Annotated in this window: 23 protein-coding genes; 15 read left to right on the top strand and 8 right to left on the bottom strand. The window is 62.6% G+C overall.

Annotated elements, in window-relative coordinates; all coding sequences use genetic code 11:
• Positions 1-54: 54 nt before the first annotated feature.
• Positions 55-441, bottom strand: coding sequence for a hypothetical protein (locus ACRC0P_RS02490; protein WP_438628198.1), 387 nt, complete (start codon positions 439-441; stop codon positions 55-57).
• Between the two features lie 178 nt (positions 442-619).
• On the opposite strand from ACRC0P_RS02490, the gene ACRC0P_RS02485 reads away from it, so the two are divergent.
• On the top strand, positions 620-790 hold the full coding sequence (locus ACRC0P_RS02485) for a hypothetical protein (protein ID WP_438628196.1): 171 nt from the start codon (positions 620-622) through the stop codon (positions 788-790).
• A gap of 91 nt (positions 791-881) precedes the next feature.
• Here ACRC0P_RS02485 and ACRC0P_RS02480 read toward each other — a convergent pair whose 3' ends face one another.
• On the bottom strand, positions 882-1,532 hold the full coding sequence (locus ACRC0P_RS02480) for a peroxiredoxin (protein ID WP_438628194.1): 651 nt from the start codon (positions 1,530-1,532) through the stop codon (positions 882-884).
• 86 nt (positions 1,533-1,618) lie between these two features.
• Here ACRC0P_RS02480 and ACRC0P_RS02475 point away from each other — a divergent pair, with 86 nt between their 5' ends.
• From ACRC0P_RS02475 to ACRC0P_RS02465, 3 genes are all read left to right on the top strand, one after another.
• The gene (locus ACRC0P_RS02475) at positions 1,619-1,942 is read left to right on the top strand and encodes a hypothetical protein (protein WP_438628192.1); all 324 of its coding nucleotides are present in this window, start codon (positions 1,619-1,621) and stop codon (positions 1,940-1,942) included.
• Positions 1,943-2,208: 266 nt separating this feature from the next.
• Positions 2,209-2,553, top strand: coding sequence for a hypothetical protein (locus tag ACRC0P_RS02470; RefSeq protein WP_438628190.1), 345 nt, complete (start codon positions 2,209-2,211; stop codon positions 2,551-2,553).
• Complete coding sequence (locus ACRC0P_RS02465) at positions 2,550-4,790, top strand: hypothetical protein (RefSeq protein ID WP_438628189.1); 2,241 nt, start codon at positions 2,550-2,552, stop codon at positions 4,788-4,790. The genes ACRC0P_RS02470 and ACRC0P_RS02465 overlap by 4 nt, the downstream gene beginning before the upstream one ends.
• Before the next feature lie 48 nt (positions 4,791-4,838).
• On the opposite strand, the gene ACRC0P_RS02460 is transcribed toward ACRC0P_RS02465, so the two are convergent.
• The 3 genes from ACRC0P_RS02460 to ACRC0P_RS02450 all read right to left on the bottom strand — a co-directional run bounded on the left by ACRC0P_RS02460 (position 4,839) and on the right by ACRC0P_RS02450 (position 7,847).
• Complete coding sequence (locus ACRC0P_RS02460; RefSeq protein ID WP_438628187.1) at positions 4,839-5,999, bottom strand: hypothetical protein; 1,161 nt, start codon at positions 5,997-5,999, stop codon at positions 4,839-4,841.
• Positions 6,000-6,063: 64 nt separating this feature from the next.
• Positions 6,064-6,960, bottom strand: coding sequence for a hypothetical protein (locus ACRC0P_RS02455; protein ID WP_438628185.1), 897 nt, complete (start codon positions 6,958-6,960; stop codon positions 6,064-6,066).
• A 197-nt stretch (positions 6,961-7,157) separates the two neighbouring features.
• Positions 7,158-7,847, bottom strand: a complete 690-nt coding sequence (locus tag ACRC0P_RS02450) for a ComF family protein (protein WP_438628183.1) — start codon at positions 7,845-7,847, stop codon at positions 7,158-7,160.
• Between the two features lie 153 nt (positions 7,848-8,000).
• Between ACRC0P_RS02450 and bioB the strand changes: the two genes are divergently transcribed.
• From bioB to bioC, 3 genes are read left to right on the top strand one after another with little or no spacing between them, the layout of a single operon-like run.
• A complete protein-coding gene (gene bioB, locus ACRC0P_RS02445) occupies positions 8,001-9,050 on the top strand; it encodes a biotin synthase BioB (RefSeq protein WP_438628212.1) in 1,050 nt (349 codons plus the stop codon).
• Complete coding sequence (bioF, locus tag ACRC0P_RS02440) at positions 9,047-10,231, top strand: 8-amino-7-oxononanoate synthase (RefSeq protein WP_438628181.1); 1,185 nt, start codon at positions 9,047-9,049, stop codon at positions 10,229-10,231. Before bioB ends, bioF begins: the two co-directional genes overlap by 4 nt.
• Positions 10,228-11,805: a malonyl-ACP O-methyltransferase BioC gene (bioC, locus tag ACRC0P_RS02435; RefSeq protein WP_438628179.1), complete on the top strand. Its 1,578-nt coding sequence runs from the start codon at positions 10,228-10,230 to the stop codon at positions 11,803-11,805. Before bioF ends, bioC begins: the two co-directional genes overlap by 4 nt.
• Before the next feature lie 65 nt (positions 11,806-11,870).
• On the opposite strand, the gene ACRC0P_RS02430 is transcribed toward bioC, so the two are convergent.
• Complete coding sequence (locus ACRC0P_RS02430; protein ID WP_438628177.1) at positions 11,871-12,353, bottom strand: L,D-transpeptidase family protein; 483 nt, start codon at positions 12,351-12,353, stop codon at positions 11,871-11,873.
• A gap of 230 nt (positions 12,354-12,583) precedes the next feature.
• Here ACRC0P_RS02430 and bioD point away from each other — a divergent pair, with 230 nt between their 5' ends.
• The 4 genes from bioD to alaC all read left to right on the top strand — a co-directional run bounded on the left by bioD (position 12,584) and on the right by alaC (position 16,864).
• Positions 12,584-13,300, top strand: a complete 717-nt coding sequence (bioD, locus tag ACRC0P_RS02425; RefSeq protein WP_438628175.1) for a dethiobiotin synthase — start codon at positions 12,584-12,586, stop codon at positions 13,298-13,300.
• Positions 13,301-13,485: 185 nt separating this feature from the next.
• Positions 13,486-15,267, top strand: a complete 1,782-nt coding sequence (locus ACRC0P_RS02420; protein WP_438628173.1) for an acyl-CoA dehydrogenase C-terminal domain-containing protein — start codon at positions 13,486-13,488, stop codon at positions 15,265-15,267.
• Between the two features lie 38 nt (positions 15,268-15,305).
• Entirely contained in the window at positions 15,306-15,524 is a 219-nt protein-coding gene (locus tag ACRC0P_RS02415) for a DUF3094 family protein (RefSeq protein WP_438628171.1), read from the top strand.
• A 122-nt stretch (positions 15,525-15,646) separates the two neighbouring features.
• Positions 15,647-16,864, top strand: coding sequence for an alanine transaminase (gene alaC, locus ACRC0P_RS02410; protein ID WP_438628169.1), 1,218 nt, complete (start codon positions 15,647-15,649; stop codon positions 16,862-16,864).
• A gap of 183 nt (positions 16,865-17,047) precedes the next feature.
• Here alaC and ACRC0P_RS02405 read toward each other — a convergent pair whose 3' ends face one another.
• Positions 17,048-17,515, bottom strand: coding sequence for an EVE domain-containing protein (locus tag ACRC0P_RS02405; protein WP_438628168.1), 468 nt, complete (start codon positions 17,513-17,515; stop codon positions 17,048-17,050).
• Positions 17,516-17,639: 124 nt separating this feature from the next.
• Here ACRC0P_RS02405 and ACRC0P_RS02400 point away from each other — a divergent pair, with 124 nt between their 5' ends.
• The 3 genes from ACRC0P_RS02400 to ACRC0P_RS02390 all read left to right on the top strand — a co-directional run bounded on the left by ACRC0P_RS02400 (position 17,640) and on the right by ACRC0P_RS02390 (position 20,280).
• Positions 17,640-18,728, top strand: coding sequence for a sensor histidine kinase (locus ACRC0P_RS02400; RefSeq protein ID WP_438628166.1), 1,089 nt, complete (start codon positions 17,640-17,642; stop codon positions 18,726-18,728).
• Positions 18,729-18,732: 4 nt separating this feature from the next.
• A complete protein-coding gene (locus ACRC0P_RS02395) occupies positions 18,733-19,566 on the top strand; it encodes a LytR/AlgR family response regulator transcription factor (RefSeq protein WP_438628164.1) in 834 nt (277 codons plus the stop codon).
• Positions 19,567-19,641: 75 nt separating this feature from the next.
• Positions 19,642-20,280 (top strand): mechanosensitive ion channel family protein, encoded by a 639-nt coding sequence (locus tag ACRC0P_RS02390; RefSeq protein ID WP_438628162.1) that lies wholly within the window; start codon positions 19,642-19,644, stop codon positions 20,278-20,280.
• A 138-nt stretch (positions 20,281-20,418) separates the two neighbouring features.
• On the opposite strand, the gene ACRC0P_RS02385 is transcribed toward ACRC0P_RS02390, so the two are convergent.
• Positions 20,419-21,837, bottom strand: a complete 1,419-nt coding sequence (locus ACRC0P_RS02385) for a S8 family peptidase (protein ID WP_438628160.1) — start codon at positions 21,835-21,837, stop codon at positions 20,419-20,421.
• Positions 21,838-22,113: 276 nt separating this feature from the next.
• Here ACRC0P_RS02385 and ACRC0P_RS02380 point away from each other — a divergent pair, with 276 nt between their 5' ends.
• Positions 22,114-23,514 (top strand): rhomboid family intramembrane serine protease, encoded by a 1,401-nt coding sequence (locus ACRC0P_RS02380; RefSeq protein ID WP_438628158.1) that lies wholly within the window; start codon positions 22,114-22,116, stop codon positions 23,512-23,514.
• Positions 23,515-23,637 lie beyond the last annotated feature (123 nt).

Raw genomic sequence — 23,637 nt, 5'->3', positions numbered from 1 at the left:
CTCCGGGAGCGGCGGGCTCCAGCCCGGCAAGGCGCTGGAGCCCTCTTGGAAGTATCAATCGGTCTGGGCTTCTATCGGGGTTTCTTCCCCGTTCGCAGCGGTTTTCAAATCAGCGCTTTCGGCAGCGGGCGCCGGTTCCATTGCGGCTGTGTTTTCCTGCGGTTCGTCCGCGGCGCTGTCGCACTGCCAGCCCCAGTTCTGCTGCTTGGAAATAAACTCTTCCGCCTTGCTCTCGCAGAAACCGGCCTGGTTGCTCGCGCTCCACAGGGTTCGGGTCTCCCCGTCCTTGGTGTAGTGAACCTCACAGGGCAGTTCGGCCCCCTGGGGGTAGACCACCTCGATGGTGCGCACATCGTCACCATGGGTACAGCTGGTGGACATGGGATCGGCGGCGGTTGCCGCGAGTGGCAGGGCGAGTGTTATCAACAACAGTTTCTTCACGGTGCGGTCCTCTTTTTATTGGTGTGGAAGAAATCGTTTGGATTGCGAATGCCGTTTCCGGAAGCAGCCAGCTGAAATTGCCGGCATTCGCTAGGCTGGCCGCTCTGCTCGCTACTGTGGAGTATAACGATTGCTATGTCGTTTATCGTAACACCGATTCGTGAAGAGTTTTTGTTTGATGGCGCACAACTGGTGCTGTGGGCCTACAGTGGCCGCGAAGCTGGTGAGGCCGGAGCAGATCGAGGAAGAGACGGTCAGGTATTTTGCGCAGGACCCTATCGATTTCGCCCTGTTGCGCTTTGCCGCCTACGGCTGCTACGCGCTGAGCCTGCACCGGGATGGTCGATGAACACAGTGACCCTTGGAATTCAGGGGGTTCAGCCGGGCGCCAGCCCGAGACACCCGGCTTTTCTACGAGCTGTTTTGCTATAGGTGAAGCGTCACGTCTTCTCCGGCTGCTCCACCACTCGCAGGTAGGGCCGCTGTTCGTCCCAGCCGTCGGGGAACAGTTTGGCGGCCTCCTCGTTGGACAGGGAGGGCACAATGATGCACTTGTCCCCCGCCTTCCAGTTTACCGGTGTGGCCACCTTGTGCTTGTCGGTGAGCTGCAGACTGTCGATGGCGCGCAGTATCTCCTCGAAATTGCGCCCGGTGCTGGCGGGGTAGGTGATCATCAGGCGGATCTTCTTGTCGGGGTCGATCACAAACACGGTGCGCACAGTGAGGGTGTCGCTGGCATTGGGGTGGATCATGCCATAGAGGTCGCTCACCTTGCGGTCCCGGTCCGCCAGCAGCGGGAAGTTGAGCCGCTGGCCTTGGGTAGCCTCGATATCCCCGAGCCAGCTCAGATGGTCCTCAAGTGGATCCACCGAGAGGCCGATCACCTTGCAGTGGCGCTTCTCGAACTCCGGTTTCAGCCGCGCCACCTCCCCCAACTCGGTAGTGCACACCGGGGTGAAGTCTTTGGGGTGGGAAAACAGCACGCACCAGTTGTCGCCGATCCACTGATGGAAATTGATGCTGCCCTCGGTGGACTCCTGGGTAAAATCCGGCGCCGTATCGCCGAGGCGCAAAGTTGTCTGGCCGCTCATGGTTTCCTCCATTTGCCGATTTACTCTGGATTGCGCCGCCGGGCGGCGGCGTTCCCGCATTAAACGCCTGCGGCTGGAGAGGGGCAATGGAGCGGTGGCAGATTGGCGCCGCGCCCTTTGTGTCTTGGAGCCTGTTTGAAGCCTTCGAAAAATTCGACCTTAGGGCGGCACCCACCAGGAGAGTCAGGCTTTCGCAGTCCAGATTGTTCACCGACTACCTGGATAGCTTCGGAGAGGCCAACCGGGCCCAGATCAACGAGCTGCTGTTGCCAAAGCTCAGTGACGCGCTGGACCATGAGAAAAAGATCAATAAAATCAGTAACTTATTAACAAAGTTGCGGCGCAGGGGCGTTATCTTCAACGCTGGTGTGGACTCGGCTTCCCGCTGGATGCTTGCAGAGAAAAAATAGAGATTTGCAGAGAAAATGCAGAGAAACGGCTCCCCATGGAGCCGGGAGAAAGAATAAAAATACTTATAAATCAATGCGTTACAGTTTCACCGATTTATTCGTATTCCTCGAAATTGCAGAGAGATGCAGAAAAAAACCTTTTTGAGAAGAGTCCCACAGCTCGTGGGACAAACAGTTCCAGCGGGCTGAATATATTGTGACCAGTCGGTCGGATTAGATTTGCTTTGTGGAGTCCAGAGGCTCTACAAAACGGAACAGGATACGTGATGAAGCTCAAGTTCAAGACCCAGTCCTACCAGACCGCTGCCGTACAGGCGGTGGTGGACTGCTTCGCCGGCCAGCCCTCCCAGGGCAGTGTGCGCTATCGTCTGGCCCCGGGGGTAAAGCCGGAAACCAAGCCGGCCGAACCCCAGGCGGCGTTGTTCGCGGAAGAAGTGAGCGCGGTGGACCGCCTTCCGCAACGGCGATATCGCCCTGCCGCAAGACAAGCTGCTGGAGAATATCCAGCAGGTGCAGCGCTTGCAGAACCTGCCAGTCCGCCACCCACAGAACCAGCCACAACAAGATTCACCGGCTGGATGCCCTGGACGCCTACAACCAGAAACTGGTGAAGAAGATCGCCGTGCGCGGCATAGGCGTGAAGGGGTTGGCGGGCACCAATGCCTACCTGTATCTGCAATCCATCGAAATCGCCGCCAACCGGCCGACGGTGGTCCGTGTGGAGCTGGAGCAGAAACGGGCCAACGGCACTATCAAGCCGGTGCTGCGCAAGCTCTCCAAGGGCGACAACCTGTTCGATCTCTCCAATGGCTTGGATCAGTACAAGGGCTATGTGGTGTCCGAGATCAGCGCGGTTACGGACGCTTTGAGCTTCACCAACGGTGTGGAGCTGTTTGTGGGCGATGCCGCCGGGGATGTGAACGAAACCACCCTGCGCCGCCTGCAGATCCGCGAAGCCATCAAGGCCCACTTCGACAAGGAGCAGGCCCTGTTCCAGCAGGGCATCAAGGTCCTCAGCCTGTTCTTTATCGACGAGGTGGCCAAATACCGGGATTACGAGGCCGCGGACGAGAAGGGCGAATACGCGCGGATTTTCGAGGAGGAGTACAACCAGTACCTGAACGAGGTGCTGGACCTGGAGGAAACACCCTATATCCAGTACCTGAAAAGTATCGCCGTGGAGGAAACCCACAGCGGTTACTTCTCCATCGACAAGAAGAGCAAAAAACTGGTGGACCCCAAGGTGAAGGCGCGCGGCGAGGGCGCCGGTGAGGCGGACGATGTGGACGCCTACGACCTGATCCTGAAAGACAAGGAGCGCCTGCTGTCTTTCGAGGAACCGGTGCGCTTTATCTTCTCCCATTCCGCCCTGCGTGAGGGCTGGGACAATCCCAATGTATTCGTTATCAGCGCGCTCAAGCACAGCGACAATACCGTTTCCCGCCGTCAGGAAGTGGGCCGCGGCCTGCGCCTGGCGGTGGACCAGCACGGCGAGCGCATGGATCACCCGGCCATTGTGCACGACATCAATGTGCTGACGGTGGTGGCCAGCGAGAGCTACAAGGATTTCGTGACCGCATTGCAGAAGGATATCAGCGAAACCCTCTCCACCCGGCCGCGCGTGGCGGACGAGGATTATTTCACCGGCAAGGTGCTGCACACCCCGGAAGGCGATATTACCGTCACCGACAAAATGGCCAAGCAGATTTACCGCTACCTGCTCAAGAACGACTACACCGACGACGCGGATCATATCGCCGAGACCTATCACGCGGCCAAAATGGAAGGCTCGCTGGCGGAGTTGCCGCCGGAGCTGGAGCCCCACGCGGAGCAGGTATTCAAGCTGATTGACAGCGTATTCAGCGGCGCCGATTTGCCGGATATCGGCGACGACCGCCGCCCGAAAAAGAACCCGCTCAACGCCAATTTCGACAAGGCCGAATTCAAAGCACTTTGGAGTCGCATCAACCGCAAGGCGGCCTACACGGTGCAATTCGACTCCGATGAGCTGGTGGGCAAAGCCATCGCCACCCTCAACGACAAGGACAAGGGCCTGCGCGTAACGCCACTTCAGTTCATTGTCCAGAAGGGCGAGCAGGCGGATCAGGTGACTTACGAGCAGTTGCGCGGTGGGGATAGCTTCAAGATTGAGGAGACCTCTGTCGAGGAAAATAAATTTTCCGTGCACTCGGCGGTGCGCTACGACCTGATCGGCAAGCTGGTGGAAGGCACCCTGCTCACCCGCCGCACAGTGGCGGAAATCCTGAAAGGCCTGAATCCGGCGGTATTTGCCCAGTTCAAAACCAACCCGGAGAGTTTTATCAGTGAGGCGACTCGCCTGATAAACGAGCAGAAAGCCACCATGATCATCCAGCATCTGGCCTACGACCCCATCGACGAACGGCACGATCTGGATATCTTCACCGCGGGCGAGAAGTTGCTGGATTTCACTCATGCGGGAGACAAGCTCAAGCGGCACGTCTACGACTATGTGGTGACCGATTCAAAAGTCGAGCGGAAGTTTGTGGAAGAGCTGGATACCTGCGCCGAAGTGGTGGTCTACGCCAAGCTGCCGCGGGGGTTCCTGATCCCCACCCCGGTGGGTGACTACAACCCGGACTGGGCCATCTCCTTCAAGCAGGGCGAGGTCAAACACGTCTACTTTGTGGCGGAAACCAAGGGCTCCATGTCCAGTATGGACCTGCGCGCGATCGAGGAAACCAAGATCGCCTGTGCACGTAAGTTTTTTGCGGATCTTATAGAGAAAGATGCTCTGGAAAATGTGAAATACGATGTGGTGGATAGTTTCGGCAAGCTGATGGACCTGGTTGAACCGGTGGCCGCATGATGAGGCGCGACAGCGCCGCGATGGCAGCGGCGCTGTGATATAGCGGGCCTATGCGGCCCAGTTCTGATTGCCTTTTCCGAGGGTATTCTGACAAACGCCCTTGAGGCTGCGGGCGTGGCCGCTCAAGTCGTTGTAGACACTCTTCCCGACCACATAGCATCCGAGCCCCGCGGCGGTTGCGCTACCGACCGAGGCCGACTGCAGGAAGAGGTTGAGGGATTTCACTACGGTATCGAAACCGAATGCGCCGGCCGCGCCGCTAAAGCCAATCTTGGCAACTACGGGCAGGACTTTCTTCGCATGTGCGCCGTGGGACTCTCGATCCCACAGGTCATCGGGGTTGCGGTTGATACCCGCCAGTTCGAAGCCCACCTGTTCGCACAGAGCCTTCAGCTTTGTGGTTGTGGTGCCCTTGCCGCGTGGGTTGGAGAAGTACACCACCTGGCGCGCGCGGACTTTAGCATCCCCTTCGGCGCCGTGTAGTTTGGGGGCGTTCTTGAGGGATTGCATGGCCCGCACAAAGGTGCCGGCGCCCTCGCCCTGGGCAATCCAGTGTACCCGCGCTTTCTGGCCCATGGCCTGCTGGAGCAGGGATACCAGCTGGTCGTGCTGCCCGTCGCTCTTGTGGCTGCCGTTTATCCAGTAGAGGGAGTAGATCTTGCCCTCCCTATCCATCGGGTGGCCCCTGAGTTCTCCTTCATAGGCGTTGCGGATATGATTGGCCAGTTTACTGCCAGCCTGTTCCTTGTCATCGAACTTACCGGCGACCGCGGCGTAGTGGGCTTCTTTCCAGCGGTGAGCTAGGTTCATTTGGCTTTCAGTGACACCTTGAGTACGCCAACCTTTGCGCCCTGGGGAATCCGAGTAGCGCACTTGATATAGGCCGGTAGTTTGCTCGCCGCTTGGGGTCTCGTACTTGGCGTCGATATCCAGGGCTAGCAGTTTTACATTGCCCTCGTCGTCGATCAGATAGTGAATGGCAAAGCCTTTTTGTACCAGGCACGCGGGCTTGTTGGTGCGGCCGCCGGCCTGGGCGTTAAGGCTGTAGGCGGCGCGCATAATGGAGCCCAGATAGTAGTTGCCCTCGTGGCTGTTTTTGATCCGCTCCCAGTCTGCATAATGGTCCTCATGCACATAGATATCGCGGTTGGCATTGGGATTTGCGTACTGATGGATCAGGATTTTCCAGCGGTTAGTGGAATGGTTCATAACGATCTCCTTGTTATGAATTGGTTGAGGTTGGTGAATTATTTGCGCTCAGTTCCGGGATTATTCAGGGAGTAAACTCAGGCGGCGGGCTTCCTGGCTCGAGAATTACAATATTTGGTTCCCCCTTGCGGTAGTCACCTCTCCGCCACTTCGGGTAATTCCAGGCTATTGGGTCCCTGTTCTCACTGGCGCTGGCTCGCGGCCACTGGCGTTGTGCTTCGGCCAGCTGTGTTCTGGCAGTAGGACCCAATTCCAGGCGCACGGACTCAAGAACAGAGTCCCGCAATGCATTCATATTGGCCAGGCAGTAGTCCACCGGTGCATAGCCCAGGTAGCTAAAAGATATCCCCAGGCAATAGCGGTCTTCTAGAGGTAATACTAACGTGCTAGCCCGGAAGGTGGCTTCGTGTGGGGAGGGTTCATTGACATAGGTAGAAAAATCGCGGTGTGACTCAAAGTAGAATCCGGTGGTTCCGGACTCGCGCTGCAGGCGCCAGTTGATGGGGGCCTTTTCCCGGCTATCGTCAGGGTGAGCGGGACCGCCAAAGCCAAAATAGAGGGCGCGGTCTATTGCTTGTTGAAAATGTGAAGGGTTAAAGCAGCTCATACCCTCCGGCATCGAATCCAAGCGCCAGATCGACGTGCGAAATTCAACGGCTCCATAAGGTCGAGTGCGCCAGGGCGGGCCATAGAGCTCCCAGTTGCGATCCGCAAGAAGACCACAGTAGCTTGCGATTCCACTCCGTTGCCATTCCGGCAGCAGTTCCCCGGTATCGTATTGATCCGGATCATGGATATTCACCCGGCGGGGCGGCGGCTCCCTGCGAAAGCCCTCGTAATCGCTGTGCGGCGGTAGCGTCATGGTCAGCCGGTTGCCGGACAGATCCATTTCGACCTTTTCGCGCTGATTGAGGCCGGGGACATAGGGGTGTTTTCGGGAGGCAAACAGGCGTTTGAACATGAGGAAGTGCTGACTCGTCCTGTGAATTACTGATCCATTGGCCGCCACTTTACCGCAACACTGGGGCCGGACAAAGCGCGGAAGCCTAAGGCGATGGACGCCCGCCGCTCGCTGGTGTGAGAGATGTAAATAACTGCCCACTGGAGATGTGACGGAATTCCGGTCTGTAGGGTTAAGACCGGAATCTCTCAATGCGCCTAGGGCACCCGCGCCAGCGCAAAAGCGCTCACCTTCGCAGCGCCGGCCTCCAGCAGGCAGCGGGTCGCCGCCTCCAGGGTGGCGCCGGTGGTGATCACGTCGTCCACCAGGCCGATATGCAAACCGCCCGGCGCCCCGTGCACGCGGAAGCTGTCCCGCAGGTTGCGCAGTCGCTGACCGCGCCTGAGTTGCTGCTGGGTATCGGTGGCGGTGTGCTTGTGCAGCAGCCGCGGTCTTACCGGGATATTCCACTGGCGGCCGAACCGGGCGGCGAGCAGTTGGGCCTGGTTGTAGCCGCGGGTCAGGTAGCGGCGCCAGTGCAGGGGAATCGGCACCAGCAGGTCGGGCCTCTCATTCGGGCGGATATGGGCCGCGGCCAGCAGCGCCAGGCTGTGCCCGGCGGCAAGATCCCGGTGGTATTTGAAGCGCCGGATCAGCTGACCCACGGGAAAGGCGTAGTGCCAGGCGGCCCGGGCAGAGGCAAAGGCCGGCGGCTGCTGCAGGCAGTTGGCGCAGGCGTCGGCGGGCTGGGCGAGTGGCAGGGCGCAGCGGCGACAGGCGCTGTGCAGGTAGGGCAGTTCCCGGCGGCAGGGTGCGCAGATTCCATCGGGGTCCGCCGGGCCGGCGGCGCACAGCACACAGCGGGCCAGCCCGCGGGATAACAGGTGGGACAGTTGTTTGTAAACCATTGGTAGTCACTTTGGTTGACAGAGGTTGGTCCACCGCTACACTGGCGACTTTTAAATGCACCCTGTAGGAGCGGCGGGGTGGATGGCCGCCCCGCCGCTCCTACAGTCAAAACAACAACCGGGGAGACTACGCCCGTGACTGCCAACCGGCAAATGCCCGCCGCCACCATCCGCCACGACTGGACCCGTCGGGAAGTCCTCGACCTGTTCTCGCTGCCGTTCAACGATCTGCTGTTCACCGCCCAGCAGGCGCACCGGACACACTTCGATGCCAACCGGGTACAGGTGAGCACCCTCTGCTCCATCAAGACCGGCGCCTGTCCGGAGGACTGCGCCTACTGCCCGCAGAGCGCCCGTTACGACACCGGCCTGGAGCGGGAAAAGCTGATGAAGGTGGAAAAGGTGCTGGAAGAAGCCCGCGCCGCCAAGGCCGGCGGCGCCACCCGCTTCTGCATGGGCGCCGCCTGGCGCTCGCCGAAGAAGAAGGACATGCCCTACGTGACCGAAATGGTGCGCGGGGTGAAGGCCCTGGGTCTGGAGACCTGCATGACCCTGGGCATGCTCAACGACGAACAGGCGAAGGAACTGGCGGATGCCGGCCTCGACTATTACAACCACAACCTGGACACTTCGCCGGAATACTACGGCGAGATTATCACCACCCGCACCTATCGGGACCGGCTGGAAACCCTGGACCGCGTGCGCGCCGCGGGCATGAAGGTCTGCGCCGGCGGCATCATCGGCATGGGCGAGGGCGAGCAGGATCGCGCCGGGCTGCTGGTGCAACTGGCCACCCTGCCGGAGCACCCGGAATCCGTGCCGATCAATATGCTGGTGAAGGTCGCCGGCACGCCGCTGGAAGACCAGCGCGACCTGGACCCCTTCGAGTTTATCCGCTGCATCGCCGTGGCGCGGATTGTGATGCCCAAATCCCATGTGCGCCTGTCCGCCGGCCGCGAACACATGAGCGACGAAATGCAGGCGCTGGCTTTCCTGGCCGGGGCCAACTCCATTTTCTACGGCGAGAAGCTGCTCACTACGCCAAACCCGGAAACCAACCGTGATATGCAACTGTTCAACCGCCTGGGTATCCAGCCGGAGGAATACCACCAGCACGCCGACGAGGCGGAGGTGGAGGCGGAGCTGTCCTCGCGCATCGCCGAGCAGCAACAGGACCCCTACTTCTACAACGCGGTGAAATGACCTTCCGGGATATCCTGCACCAGCGGCTCGCCCGGCGGCGCGAGCTCGGCCTCTACCGGGAGATGAAAACCCTGGCCGCCGCGCCCGGGCCGCGGGCGCTGGTGGATGGCGGGGAACTGGTTGCCTTCAGCAGCAACGACTACCTGGGCCTGGCCACTCATCCGCAAGTGATCGCCGCGCAGCAGCGGGGCGCCGGGCTGGGTGCCGGCGCCACCGCCTCCCACTTGGTCAACGGACACCTGCGGATCCACGAACAACTGCAGGACAAGATCGCCGAACTCACCGGGCGCGAGGCCGCGCTGGTGTTCTCCAGCGGCTATATGGCCAACGTCGGCGCGCTGTGCGCGCTGGTGGGCCGCGGCGATACGGTGATCCAGGACAAACTCAATCACGCCTCGCTGATCGACGGCGCGCAGCTCAGCGGTGCGCGCAGCCTGCGCTTTGCCCACAGCGATATGGAATCCCTGGAGCGGCAGTTGAGCCGCGCGGACGGCAATACCCTGGTGGCGGTGGACGGCGTCTACAGCATGGACGGCGACTGCGCGCCGCTGGCGGATATCGCCCGCCTCTGTGACGCGCACGGCGCCTGGCTGATGGTGGACGAGGCCCACGGTTTCGGCGTTATGGGCAGCAAAGAGTTTCCCTGCGCCGGCAGCGCCGCGGCCGCCGGCCTGACCCCGGAGCAGGTACCGGTACTGATGGGCACCCTGGGCAAGGCCGCCGGCAACGCCGGCGCCTTTGTCGCCGGTTCGCGGGAGCTGATCGACTATCTCACCCAGTTCGCGCGCCCCTATATCTACACCACTGGCATGCCGCCCGCGGTGGCCGCCGGCTGCCTGGCGGCGCTGAAAATCATGCAGCGGGAACCGCAGCGGCACGAGCGCCTCGCGGACCTGATCCGCTATTTCCGCGACCGGGCCGGTGCGCTGGGCCTGCCCCTGACGGATTCCCGCAGCGCCATCCAACCGCTGATTATCGGCGGAGAGAAAGCGGTGATGGCACTCGCCGCCGGGCTGCAGCAGCGCGGCTTCCTGGTGGGCGCCATCCGTCCGCCCACGGTACCGGCGGGCACCGCGCGCCTGCGTATCACGCTCTCCGCCGCGCACAGCGAGGCGGAAATCGACGCGCTGTTGCGGGCACTGGTGGAATCCCCGGCCGACTCCGCGGTGGTGGCAGAGTGAAACCGGTAGAGCGACTGGTCCTGGTGCACGGCTGGGGCGGTGACAGCCGCGGCTGGCAGCCGCTGCTCGACGCCCTGCGGGAGAGGACCGCGCTGCCGGTCACCTGCCTGGAGCTGCCGGGTTTCGGCGATGCGGCGGGCGAGCCCTGGCCCGACGACGAAACGCTGCTGCAGAATCTTTATCGGCGTCTGCCGCGCAACTGCCTGTTGGTGGGCCACTCCCTGGGCGGAATGCTGGCCGCGCGGCTGGCCGCACTGCCCGGCCAGGAGAAAATTGGCGCCCTGCTGACGATCGCCGCCAACGGTCGCTTTGTCGCCGGCGACGGCTGGCCCGGTATGGACCCCGCCACCTTCCGCCGGTTCTGTCGCTCGATGCGGAACGAGCCCCGGGAAACCTGGGGAAAATTCTGCGGCCTGCAGGCCCGCGGCGATGGCGAAATGCGCCGGGTGATCAGGCAACTGAAGCAGTGGGCGCCGCAAACCATTGGCGATGCCTGGGGGGAAGCCCTGCGCTGCCTGGGTCGCTGGGACAACCGGGAAGTATTGCGGGGCCTGTCCCTACCGGCGCTGCACCTGCTCGGCGAGCGCGACGCCCTGGTGCCCGCCGACGCGGCGGCGCATCTTCGTGAATTGGGCGCGGAGGCCGAGCTGTTGCCCGGCTATGGCCACGCGCCGCAACTCTCAAATCCCGAACTGGTGGCGGACAAAACAGCCGGATTAATCCGCCGGCACCGGTCCGCCCGGGTCCCGATCGAAAAATCCGCGGTAGCCAAATCCTTCGGCCGCGCAGCACAGAGCTACGACAATGCCGCCCATCTGCAGCGCGCCGTTTGCCGCCAGTTGCTGCGCGAAATCGGCGATCACGCGACACCTCGGCGTATCCTGGACCTTGGCAGCGGCACCGGCTACGGCAGCGCGCTGCTGCGCCGGCGTTTTCCGGGGGCGGAGATCATCGCCCTGGACCTGGCCGGGGAGATGTTGCAGTTCGCACGTCGCGAACGGCCGGCGGCGGATCACTATATCGCCGCCGACGCGGAGCAGCTGCCGCTGGCGGACGGCAGTATCGATCTGGTGTTTTCCAGTATGGCGCTGCAGTGGTGCTACCGCCTGCCGCAGCTGTTTGCGGAGCTGCGCCGGATACTGGCGCCGGGGGGACGCTGCCTGGTCGCCACCCTCGGCCCGGGCACCCTGCGGGAATTGAAGGCGAGCTGGGCGGATGTGGATGGCGGTGTGCACGTCAACCGCTTCCTGCCCGAGGACGACTGGCGCCGGGCGGCGGGAGACTGTCGGTTGCATTGTGAGGAGCGGGTGCTCTATTTCGATAGTGCCCGATTGCTGATGCGCGAGCTGAAAGTTATCGGGGCCCGGAATATCAATCGCGACGCCGGTCGCGGCCTGCTGGGCCGGGACAAGCTGCGCCGTCTGGCGGCGGCTTATGAACGGTTCCGCACGCCGGCCGGGCTGCCGGCCACCTACGAGGTGATCTATCTGAGTCTGGAGGGAGACGCCATGAGAACTGTTGTAGGAGCGGCGGGGCGGCCATCCGCCCATGGCCGCGATCAATCTATCCGATAACCAGGAAGTCTGATCGCGGCCATGGGCCGCTCCTACAGGGTGTTTATTGCTGCGATTCCCGACTATCAGGGATAGATATGAATGGGCGTCGGCGTCTTCACCATCGCCCAGATCTCATCCATCTCGCGGTTGGTTACCGCGATACAGCCTTCGGTCCAGTTCGTTTTCTGCAGGTACTTCTCCATGCCCTGCCACTGCGGCTTTATCCCGTGAATCATGATATCGCCGCCCGGGTTCACTCCGAGCTTGGCCGCGCGGGCGCGGTCCTGGGCGTTGGGGTAGGAGATGTGGATGGAACGGTAGAAGCGGCTGTTGGGGTTCTTCCAGTCCAGGGTATAGCGGCCTTCCGGAGTGCGTTTGTCTCCCTGGCGGACCTTGTGGCCCCTGGGGTCACCGAACACCACTTTGTAGCTCTTGACCACACGCTCGTTGCGGATCAATTGCATCAGGCCTTTGGATTTATACACGACCACCAGGTCGACGGGATTTACAGCGGCACAGGCGAGCGCAGGTGCCAGCAACAGCAGGGCAAGAGTCAGGTATCGCATTGGTCTCTGAAGCAAAAGCTATAGTTTTCTGTTCTTCGGAAGCTTCCCTGCGGTCGCACTGTCGCCGGTTGGGCGTGATGCGATCTTATGCCGGCGCTGTCCCGCCCCGGCGTAGCGGGCAATTATCCCAACCCCGGGCAAAAACCCCTGCCGGAATTGGTTATTTTTTGCTCTGAGTGGGTAATTTATCAGCAAGTAGGCGACGTTGAAAGAGGCGTCAAGTAAAAAAGATGAAAATTCTGATGGAGGGAATGTCTGTGGCTCGCACCTTCTTTGTGGCCGGCACCGACACCGAGGTGGGCAAGACCTATGTGACCGCGGCGCTGCTGGCCCGCGCGGCCGGGCAGGGATTGGGCACCGCAGCGGTGAAGCCGGTGGCCTCCGGCTGCGACTGTACCCACGAGGGGCTGCGCAACGCCGATGCACTGATGCTGCAGGAGGCGATGACCCTGGAACTGCCCTACCAACAGGTCAATCCCGTCGCCCTGGAGCCGGCCATAGCGCCCCATATAGCCGCGCATGAAGCGGGCGTGCAGCTCAGTGTCCCCCGCCTGGCTGGTGTCTGTCGCGGCGTGATGGCCGCGGGTGCGGACCTGGTGTTGATCGAGGGTGCCGGCGGCTGGCGCACACCGCTGGGCCCCCGGGCTTTCCTGTCGGACCTGCCGCGGGAACTGAATATCCCGGTGATCCTGGTGGTGGGCATGCAACTGGGCTGCATCAACCACGCGTTGCTGACGGCCGAGGCGATCCGCCGCGACGGCCTGCAACTGGCGGGGTGGGTGGCCAACTTCGTCTGTGAAAGCATGGCGCGACCGGAGGAAAACCTGGCCACCCTGCAGGCGCTGCTGCCCGCGCCGCTGCTGGGCGCACTGCCGTTCGACGAGGAGGCCGATTACCGCAACGCGGCCGAGCATCTCGATCTGAGCCCTCTTCTACCCCCCCTGTAGGAGCGGGCCATGCCCGCGATCGACGGCGGCCAATAGCAGAGACCGATCGCGGGCATGGCGGATGGCCGCCCCGCCGCTCCTACGGCGTCGAACCTCAACACCATTTTTCCAACACAGTTGACAATCCCCCACTTCGCACCTAAATTCAAACAACCGTTTGAAACAAGTGAATGAGGACCGGGAGCATGGCTGAATACAAGGCGCCACTGCGGGAGATGCATTTTCTCCTGCACGAAGTATTTGCCGCGGAAAAACTCTGGGCCCGCCTGCCGGCGCTGGCGGGAACCGCCGATCGGGAAACCGCGGACGCGATCCTGGAAGAGATGGCCAAACTCGCCGCCAATACCCTGGAGCCGATCAACCGCAGCGGCGACGAAGAGGGCTGCCACTGGAACGACGGTGTGGTGACCACCCCGAAAGGCTTTCCGGAGGCCTACGCCACCTTCTGCGAGGGCGGCTGGGGCGCGCTGCTGGGCAACCCCGAATACGGCGGCATGGGTATGCCCAAAATGCTCGGTGCCCAGGTGGAGGAGATGATCAATTCCGCCAATATCTCCTTCGCCCTCTACCCGGTGCTGACCGCCGGCGCCTGCCTGGCGATCGACGCCCACGGCAGCGGGGAGCTCAAGCAGCGCTACCTGCCCAAGATGTACGAGGGCACCTGGGCCGGCGCCATGGATTTGACCGAGCCCCACGCCGGCACCGACTTGGGAATGATCCGTACCAAGGCCGAGCCCAGGGAAGACGGCAGCTATGCCATCACCGGCAGCAAGATTTTCATCACCGGCGGCGACCAGGACCTGTCCGAGAACATCATTCACCTGGTGCTGGCCAAGCTGCCGGACGCCCCCGCGGGCCCGAAGGGTATCTCCCTGTTCCTGGTGCCCAAGGTGCTGGTCAACGAGGACGGCAGCCTGGGCGAGCGCAACGCGGTGCACTGCGGCTCCATCGAACACAAGATGGGCATCAAAGCTTCCGCCACCTGCGCGATGAATTTCGACGGCGCCACCGGTTGGCTGGTGGGCGAGGTGAACAAGGGGCTCGCGGCCATGTTCACCATGATGAACTACGAGCGCCTGGGGGTGGGTATCCAGGGCCTGGGCGCGTCCGAGCGTTCCTATCAAAACGCCCGGGAGTACGCCCGCGAGCGTATCCAGAGCCGCTCGCCGGCGGGCCCGCAGGCGCCGGACAAGGCCGCCGACCCGATTGTCGTGCACCCGGACGTGCGCCGCATGCTGCTCACCCAGAAGGCGCTGATCGGCGGCGCCCGCGCCCTGTCCACCTATGTGGCCCAGTGGCTGGATATCGCCAAATTCGGCGAGGGCGAGGAAAAGCGGAAGGCGGAGGCGCTGGTGGCCCTGCTCACCCCGGTGGCCAAGGCTTTCTTTACCGACAAGGGCCTGGAGTGCACAGTGCTCGGCCAGCAAGTGTTCGGCGGCCACGGCTATATCCGCGAGTGGGGTCAGGAACAGCTGGTGCGCGATGTGCGCATCACCCAGATCTACGAGGGTACCAACGGCATTCAGGCCCTGGACTTGGTGGGCCGCAAGACGGTGGCCAACGGCGGCGCCTTCTTCGAGCTGTTTGCCGCCGACGTACAGGCCTTTATCGACGCGGAGATCGACCGCGAGGACATGGCCGAGTTCGTGCAGCCCCTGGCAGCGGAGCTGCAGCGCCTGCGCGGGACTACCGAAAACCTACTGGCCGCGGCCAAAGACGACCCCCACGCGCCCGGCGCGGCCTCGGTGGAATACCTGCACCTGTTCGGTCATGTGGCCTACGCCTACATGTGGGCCAGGGCCGCCGCGGTCGCGCTGCCGAAAACTGCGGAGGACAGCTTCTACAGTGGTCAGGTACAAACCGCTCGCTTTTTCTTCGCGCGCCTGTTGCCCCAGGCCCGGGCCCTGGCCGCCAGCGTCGAAGCCGGCAGCGCCACCCTGATGGATATTGGGGAAGAGCTCTTTTGAATGCGGAATGCGGAATGCGGAATGCGGAATAGCGGGGTATGATTCATCATTCATCATTCATCATTCATTATTCCGCATTTATGAACAAGCTCTCTGACGAAGACCAGGCCAAGGTAGATAAATACCTGCACAGCGGCGTCAACAAGGTGGAGCGTAAGCCCTTCCGCCCGCTGCTGTTGTTGCTGGTGATTGTCGGCGTGCTCACCCTGTTGTCGCTGCTCAGCATTTTTATCGCGCGCACCAAGGGTGTCGTATAGAAGAGCTACAGCCTGTGGAGAGGGGTTCGCGGCGGGGCGCCGCTCGCGTAATATGGGCTCAGCCGCATCTTGCGGCCGCGTCGCTCGGACGGTTCCGGGCGCTAACGTGTATCGAGGAACCCATGACAACAGACATCCAAACGCCGGTGCGCCGGTTTTCCCGTATCGACCGACTCCCCCCCTACGTTTTCAATATCACCGCCGAACTCAAGATGGCTGCCCGCCGGCGGGGAGAGGACATTATTGATTTCAGCATGGGCAACCCGGATGGCCCCACGCCCCGGCATATCGTCGACAAACTGTGTGACGTGGCCCAGCGCGAGGATACCCACGGCTACTCCACGTCCAGGGGGATACCCCGATTGCGCAGGGCCATCTCGCACTGGTATGCGCAGCGCTACCAGGTGGAGATCGACCCGGAAGAGGAGGCGGTGGTCACCATCGGTTCCAAGGAGGGGCTGGCGCACCTGATGCTGGCGTCTCTCGACCACGGCGACACGGTGCTGGTTCCCAATCCCAGTTATCCGATCCACATTTACGGAGCGGTGATCGCCGGCGCCCAGGTGCGCTCAGTGCCCCTGGCCCCGGGGATCGATTTCTTTGTCGAGTTGGAACGGGCCATCCGCGAAAGCATTCCCAAGCCCAAAATGGTCGTGCTGGGCTTCCCCTCCAATCCCACCGCCCAATGTGTCGAGCTGGATTTCTTCGAGCGCGTGGTGGCCCTGGCGAAGCGCTACGGCATTATGGTGGTTCACGACCTGGCGTATGCGGATATCGTCTATGACGGTTGGACGGCGCCCTCGATCATGCAGGTGCCGGGGGCCAAGGATGTGGCGGTGGAATTTTTCACCCTGTCGAAAAGCTACAACATGGCGGGTTGGCGCGTGGGGTTTATGGTTGGCAATCGGGATCTGGTCAACGCCCTGGCGCGTATCAAGAGTTACCACGATTACGGCAGCTTTACGCCGCTGCAGGTGGCTGCGATAGCCGCCCTGGAGGGCGACCAGCAGTGCGTGAGGGATATTGCCGAACAATATCGCCTGCGCCGCAATGCCCTGGTCAAGGGGCTGCGGGAGGCGGGTTGGATGGTCGACCTGCCCAAGGCGTCCATGTATGTGTGGGCAAAGATTCCGGCGCCCTACCGCGAAATGGGATCGCTGGAGTTCGCGAAAAAACTGCTCGCGGATGCCAAGGTGTGCGTCTCGCCGGGTATCGGGTTTGGTGACTACGGCGACGACTATGTGCGTTTCGCCCTGATCGAAAATCAGAACCGCATCCGCCAGGCGGTACGCGGGATCAAGGGCATGTTCCGCGCGGATGGCTCGCTACAGGCCGGCTGAAATCGTCGCACTGACTATCCCGATCGCGGCCATGGGCGGATGGCCGCCCCGCCGCTCCTACAGGGGAGGGAGGTCCAGCGAGCGTTCCGAAGACGCATTGTAGGAGCGGGCCACGCCCGCGATCGGATTGAGCTACGAAGCGAGCTCGATCGCGGCCATGGGCGGATGGCCGCCCCGCCGCTCCTACATAATGGCATTACCCAGTCGCAGAATGGTTTTCCACTCTTGAGCGGTCACCGGCTGGATCGACAGCCGCCCCTGTTTCACCAGCACCATCTCCGCCAAATCCGGATTCTGTTTGATCTCCGCCAGGGGCACCGGTCGCGGGAACTCGCTCTGCCAGCGGATATCCACGCAGTACCAGCGCGGCTTGTCGCCACTGGCCCCGGGATCGAAGTAGCCGCTCTCGGGTGCGAACTGCGCCGGGTCAGGGTAGGCCCCGCGCACCACTTCGGCGATACCCACCACCGCCGGCACCTTGCAGGCGCTGTGGTAGAAGAGCACTCCGTCGCCCACCCCGACCGAATCCCTCAGAAAGTTCCGTGCCTGGTAGTTGCGGATACCGTCCCAGCGGCCGGTGCGACCGGGTTCCGCGGCCAGGTCGCGGATGCTGTATTCGTCCGGTTCCGATTTGAAAAGCCAGTAAGCCATGATCTGTTCCTGCGGCAGTCCGTCCTATTGCTGCGCCCGACGGTGTTTCACCGGGCGGGCCGCTGCATTAGGCTGTTTTGCAACCTGCGGCCTTCCGGGGTCGATTGAATAGCAATGAGTATTTATGGGCAACAACGCATTTCGATGGCTATCCCAGCGGCTGGCCGAGCACCGGAGACAGTACTGGGCTCTGCAACTCGCCGGCTGGGGAGGCTACACCCTGCTCACCTTTGTGGGCAGCTTCTTCTGGGTGGAGGACCACTGGCTGCACATGGGGTATCTCGCCGTGGCCACCGGCTCGGGGGTGGCGCTCTCGGAAGTAATGCGCCGCGGGTTCCGCCGGCTGTGGGACAAGCCGCCGGCGTCGCGCCTGTTCGGCTCCCTGGCGGTGGTGGCGCTGGCGGCACTGGTGTGGGCGACGATCAAGTTCGGCGGCTCCCTGTGGTTGTACGGCAAGCGGGGAGACGAGCACCCGGCGGTACTGGCCATCTACTGGTTTTCCTATTCCTTCATGATCCTGCTGACCTGGACTGCACTCTATTACGGTATCAAGTACTATCGAGCTTCGCTGACCCAGCAGGAAAAGGCCCTGCGTGCCGAGTCCATGGCCCACCAGGCACAGCTGAAGATGCTGCGGTACCAGTTGAATCCGCACTTCCTGTTCAACACCCTGAACGCCATCTCCACCCTGATCCTGGACAGCCAGGGGCGCACCGCCAACGATATGGTGACGCGCCTGTCGCAGTTCCTGCGCCACTCCCTGGACAACGACCCCATGCAGAAAGTGACCCTGGCCCGGGAGGTGGAGGCGCTGATGCTCTACCTGGATATCGAAAAGGTGCGCTTCGCCGACCGCCTGGGGGTGAACCTGGATCTGGAGGGGGAATCCCCGCGCGCGCTGGTCCCCAGCCTGCTGCTGCAACCGCTGGTGGAAAACGCGATCAAATACGGCATCTCCCAGCGGGAGTGGGGGGGCGAGATCACCATCAAGGCGCGGGTATTTGCCGGTGAACTGCTGTTGGAGGTGGGCGACAACGGCCCGGGCATGGCGGATGAGGATCTGGCCCGACTGACCTCCGGTTACGGCGTGGGTATCCGCAATACCTGCGAGCGCCTGCGCGCGCTGTACGGCGAAGAACAGAAAGTGCGTTTTTGCAACCGGCCGGAGGGCGGCCTGGTAGTGCATATCCGAATTCCCTATGAACAGGAATAGTACGATGAGTGACGCGGTGGAAAAATTAAAAACCATTGTAGTGGACGACGAACCGTTGGCGCGGCGCGGGCTGCGCCTGCGGCTGGAGCAGGTCGACGGGGTGGAGGTGATCGCCGAGTGCAGCAACGGTCGCGAGGGGCGGGAGCAGATCCTCGAACTGCACCCGGATGTGGTGTTTGTGGACATCCAGATGCCCGGTGTAAACGGGCTGCAGATGGTGCAGCAGATTCCCGAGGAGCAACTGCCCCAGGTGGTGTTCATCACCGCCTATGACCAGTATGCGGTGGAAGCCTTCGAGGTCAACGCGGTGGACTATGTGCTGAAGCCCATCGAAGAGGAGCGACTGGCGATGGCACTGGCGCGGGTGCGGGAGAAGCTCGCCAGCGCCGACATCGCCACCCAGCGCGAGCAGTTGCTGGAAGCGGTGGCGGATCTCACCCGGGAATCACCGGAAGCACTGGAGCGGAAGTTGGCGGCGGGCGACTTTCGTATGGGGGAGGGGGCCAGCAGCCGCTACCCGGAAAAAATCGCCATCAAGGACGCCGGCCGCATCACCCTGGTACCCGCGCGGGAGATAGACTGGATCGACGCCGCCGGCGACTATATGTGCGTGCACGCCAGGGGCGAGACCCATGTGATGCGCATCACCATGAAGGAACTGGAACAGCAACTGGACCCCCGGGTGTTCCAGCGCATTCACCGCTCCACCATTGTCAACCTGAGCCGCGTGCGCGAGATCTGTGCGCATATCAACGGCGAGTACCACCTGGTACTGAACAATGGTGAGCGTTTGAAAATGAGCCGCAGCTATAAGAACAAAGTGCAGCATTTCCTCTGATTGCCGGGAAACACCGGGAAATGCCGGGAGCTCCAGCTCGGCTTGCCGGCCGCCGGCTCGCAGATCGCGCTGAGCATGCTGGGTCTGGATACCTCCAAGCTGGCCCTGATCGCCGGGGCGCTGTCGGTGGGTATCGGCTTCGGCCTGCAGGCAATTTTTTCCAACTTTATTTCCGGGCTGATCCTGTTGCTCGAGCAGCCGCTGCGGGTGGGAGACCTGGTGGAGCTGGAATCCGGCGTCTTCGGCCGCATCCGCGATATCAATGTGCGCTCCACCCGCATTACCACCCGCGACAACGTGGACATACTGGTGCCCAACACCGAGTTCGTCACCGGGCGGGTGATCAACCACACCCTGGACGACCCGGTGCGCCGCATCCACGTGCCCTTCGGCGTGGCCTACGGCTCCGACCCGGACCTGGTGCGTGAGGCGGCCCTGGAGGCCGCGGAGCGGGTGAACATCACCCACAGCGACTGGCAGCGCAAAACCGAGGTATGGCTGATGGAGTTCGGCGACAGCACGCTGAAATTCAAGCTGGTGGTGTGGGTCAACAGCAATATGGTGTCGCCACTCGACGACCCCTACGCGCTCTACAATCTGGAGCTGCTGCTGGAATTCCGCGAGAAGGGCATCGAAGTGCTCTTTCCCCAGCGCGACCTGCACCTGCGCAGCTGGGAGACGCCACTGCCGATCGAGCGGCGCGCGGGAAAATAAATAAGGTCGGGCTTACGATTTCGTATTTGGATCAATTACAAACCGCCAGCCGGTGTAGGGTGCGCCGTGCGCACCGGACATTGCCTGAAGCGCGGCAATGCCCGGTCGGTGCGCACGGCGCACCCTACGGTGGGCAAGCTACTGGTTCATCACTGCAGTAACCGTGGCATCGGCATCCACCAGTCCGCTGCCGCACTGGGAGCAGGAGCCGGCAAAGGCGCGCGCGTTGGCCTTTATCTCCGCCTCCAGTTGGGCCGGGGTGATATCCGGGTGAACGCTCCGCACCAGCGCCGCCAGTCCCGCCACATGGGGCGTGGCCATGCTGGTGCCCTGGTAGAAGGCATAGCCCTCCGATGAGGGCGTCTGCGAGCCGCTGTTGAGCGTGGACAGCACGCCGTTGGCGGTGGAGACGGTCTCGCCGCCGGGGGCCGCCACATCCACCACGCTGCCGTAGTTGGAGTAGCTGGCGCGGTTGCCCTGGCGGTCGGTGGCCGCCACGCTGATCACGTTGTTGCAGCTGGCGGGCTGGAAGCCGGAGGCGTTGGCGTTGCTGTTGCCCGCCGCCACCACCACCGCGCTGCCGTTGCCCACCGCGGTGTCGATGGCATCCTGGAAAGTGGCGCCGCAGGCACCGGACCCGCCCAGGCTCATATTGATCACATCCGCGGGAAAGGGATTGGCGGGCACGCCGGAGACGCTGCCGCCGGAGGCCCAGACGATGGCGTCGGCGATATCCGACAGGCTGCCGCCGCACTTGCCCAGCACCCGTACCGGCACCACCTTGGCATTGAAGGCCACGCCGGCCACGCCCTGGCTGTTGTGGGTCTCCGCCGCCACGGTGCCGGCCACGTGGGTGCCGTGCCAGCTGCTGTTGGCGGGGAATATCTGGCCGCACTCGAACCAGCTGTACCAGTCCCCCTCGTCGTGGGCGTCGCTGTCGCGGCCGTTGCCGTCGCGGGCGGTGGCGCTGTCGCTGATAAAGTCGTAGCCGCCGATAATATTGCCGAGCAGATCGCTGTGATCCGTGTAGCCGGTGTCCACCACCGCCACCACCGCGCCGCTGCCGTCCGCCTTGTCCCAGGCCCCGGGCAGGTTCAGTCCGGCGGTGGATTCGTAATAGTGCCACTGCTCACTGTAGCGGCTGTCGTTCGGGGTGAATTGGGTGGTAAGCCGGATGTCCGGTTCCACGTAGGCGACGTCGGGGGTGCGGGCAAAGCGGCGCATCAGCGCTTCGGCGGCGGCGCCGTTCAGCTCCCCGGAGACCCGCACCAGGTCGGCGCCGCTGGCCAGGCGGCGGACCAGATTCAGCTCTGTGCCGGTCTCCGCGGCCACCGCGTTCAGCAGCCGGTTGCCGGCGGCCAGGCTCGCGCGCTCCGTCGCGCCTTCGCGGTATTTGACGATAAAGCGCTGGTGCTTCTGATCTGCCTGCAGCGCGGGAAGGTTCATTTTGCCCGCCAGCGGATCGGGGGCGGCGAGGGCGCCGGCGGAACAGACCAGGGCGCAGGTGGCGAAAAGCGGTAAAACTTTACTCGAGGGTTTGCTACTGTGCTTCTTCATTTGAGGCTCCAATTGATTTCCTTATTGTGATATCTCCCGCTGCCGGACCGCACAGCGGGCGTCCCGAACAACGCCTGCAAACATAGCGCGGCTCTCTCCAGGTAATCCAGCGGCATAGGGGCTGTTAGTGAAAATTGGCGGGGAAATAGCGGTGTTGTGGCGAAAGTGCAAAGTATTTGTCAATTATGTAGCGGTTTTAGGTCGTTTGGCTGCAAGAGGATGGCATTGTTGTAATGTCGAACCGCACGCCTCAGCGATAACCACAAGGAAAATCCCGTGCTGATTATTCCCATTCAGAACAAGCCCGACTGGCGCCGCCCACCGCTGGTCTGCCTGGCCCTGATCGCGCTCAATCTGCTGGTTTTCGTGTTCTACCAGGGCGGCGACGAGGCCCGCTGGCAGCAGGCGGAGGAATACTATTTCTCCAATGAGCTTTCCGCCCGCGAGGAGTCGCGCTTTCTGATCTACGTGAACGAGGTGCACCCGGAGTGGCGCCTGCAGGTGGATGCCGAGGGGGAGGACTTCGTCTACCGGGAACTGCTGTGGAATCCGGAGTTTCACCGCTGGCTGCTGCCGCAACTGCGCGCCGAAGGGGAGAGCGAGTGGCTGGCGCAACGGCAGGAATTCGCGCGGCTGCGCGACCGGTTAAGCAGTTTCGCCCTGGGGCTGACCCCGGCGGAGCCGCACCTGGCCGGCCTGTTCGGGCACATGTTCCTGCACGGCAGCTGGGACCACCTGATCGGCAATATGGTGTTTCTGCTGCTGTTCGGCCTCTCGGTGGAATTGGCCTTGGGAGCCGCCTGGTTTTTCGGCCTCTATCTTCTCGGCGGCCTGGCCGCCGCGGGGCTGCACATCGCCGTGGAGGCGGGCAGTCCGGTCCCCATGGTCGGCGCCTCCGGCGCGGTATCGGCGATCATGGGCATGTTCGTCGCGGTGTACGGAGTGCGCAGGCTGCGCTTTTTCTACACCCTGGGTTTCGTGTTCGGCGAATTCAGCGCGCCGGCGCTGCTGGTGTTGCCACTGTGGCTGGGCAAGGAAATTTTCGGTTACTTCTACGGCGACAGCAGCATTGCCTACTGGGCCCACACCGGCGGCCTGCTGGCCGGCTTTGCCTTTGCCATGGTACTGGTAAAGCGGCGCCCGCCGCTCACGCAGATTCCGCGGGAAGACGAAGCACCGCCGCCGGAGCAGCGCGCCATGGCGCGTATCGAAGCACTGCAGAACCAGGGCAAACTGCTCGAAGCGGCCGAGGCTGCCGGCGCAGCGGTGCGCCAGAATCCGCAATCACTGCCGCTGATCCAGCGTGCCATAGAACTCACCGCCGCGGCGCCGGAGAGCGAAGCCTACCACCGCGCCAACCTGGCCCTCTTCGCCCTCGCCGGCGACACCGCAATCGACGCCCGGAGGCTTTCCGAAGGCTACCGCAACTACCTCCAGGCCTGCCCCCAGCCCCGAGCCCTCACCGCCAAGGCCTGCCTGTTGCTGGCACGGCGCGCGGCGCAGGAAAAGGACTGGCCCTGGCTGGAGGATTTATTGCGACGGCTGCATAAAAAGGGAGTCGAGCACCCGCTATTGCAGAGCCTTGGGATGGCGCTGGTCAATCACTATCGCAAAATAGGGGAGGAGCAGCGGGCGCGGGAGGTGTTGCGGTTGGTGCGGCCTGAAGAACATGCATAGTGGGCCCTGCGGTAAATTCTGTAACCGATCTCTTCGCCACAGGCCCCAGTGCTGCGTTGAAAAAGCTTGAATTAGCGCTGCTAGTCCTGCGCTTTTTCGCCTTGCTCTGGAGCCTGTGGTTGT

The organism is Microbulbifer sp., from assembly GCF_051659245.1.
In the GTDB taxonomy this organism is placed as follows: domain Bacteria; phylum Pseudomonadota; class Gammaproteobacteria; order Pseudomonadales; family Cellvibrionaceae; genus Microbulbifer.
This window is presented reverse-complemented; position numbering and strand designations above follow the sequence as displayed.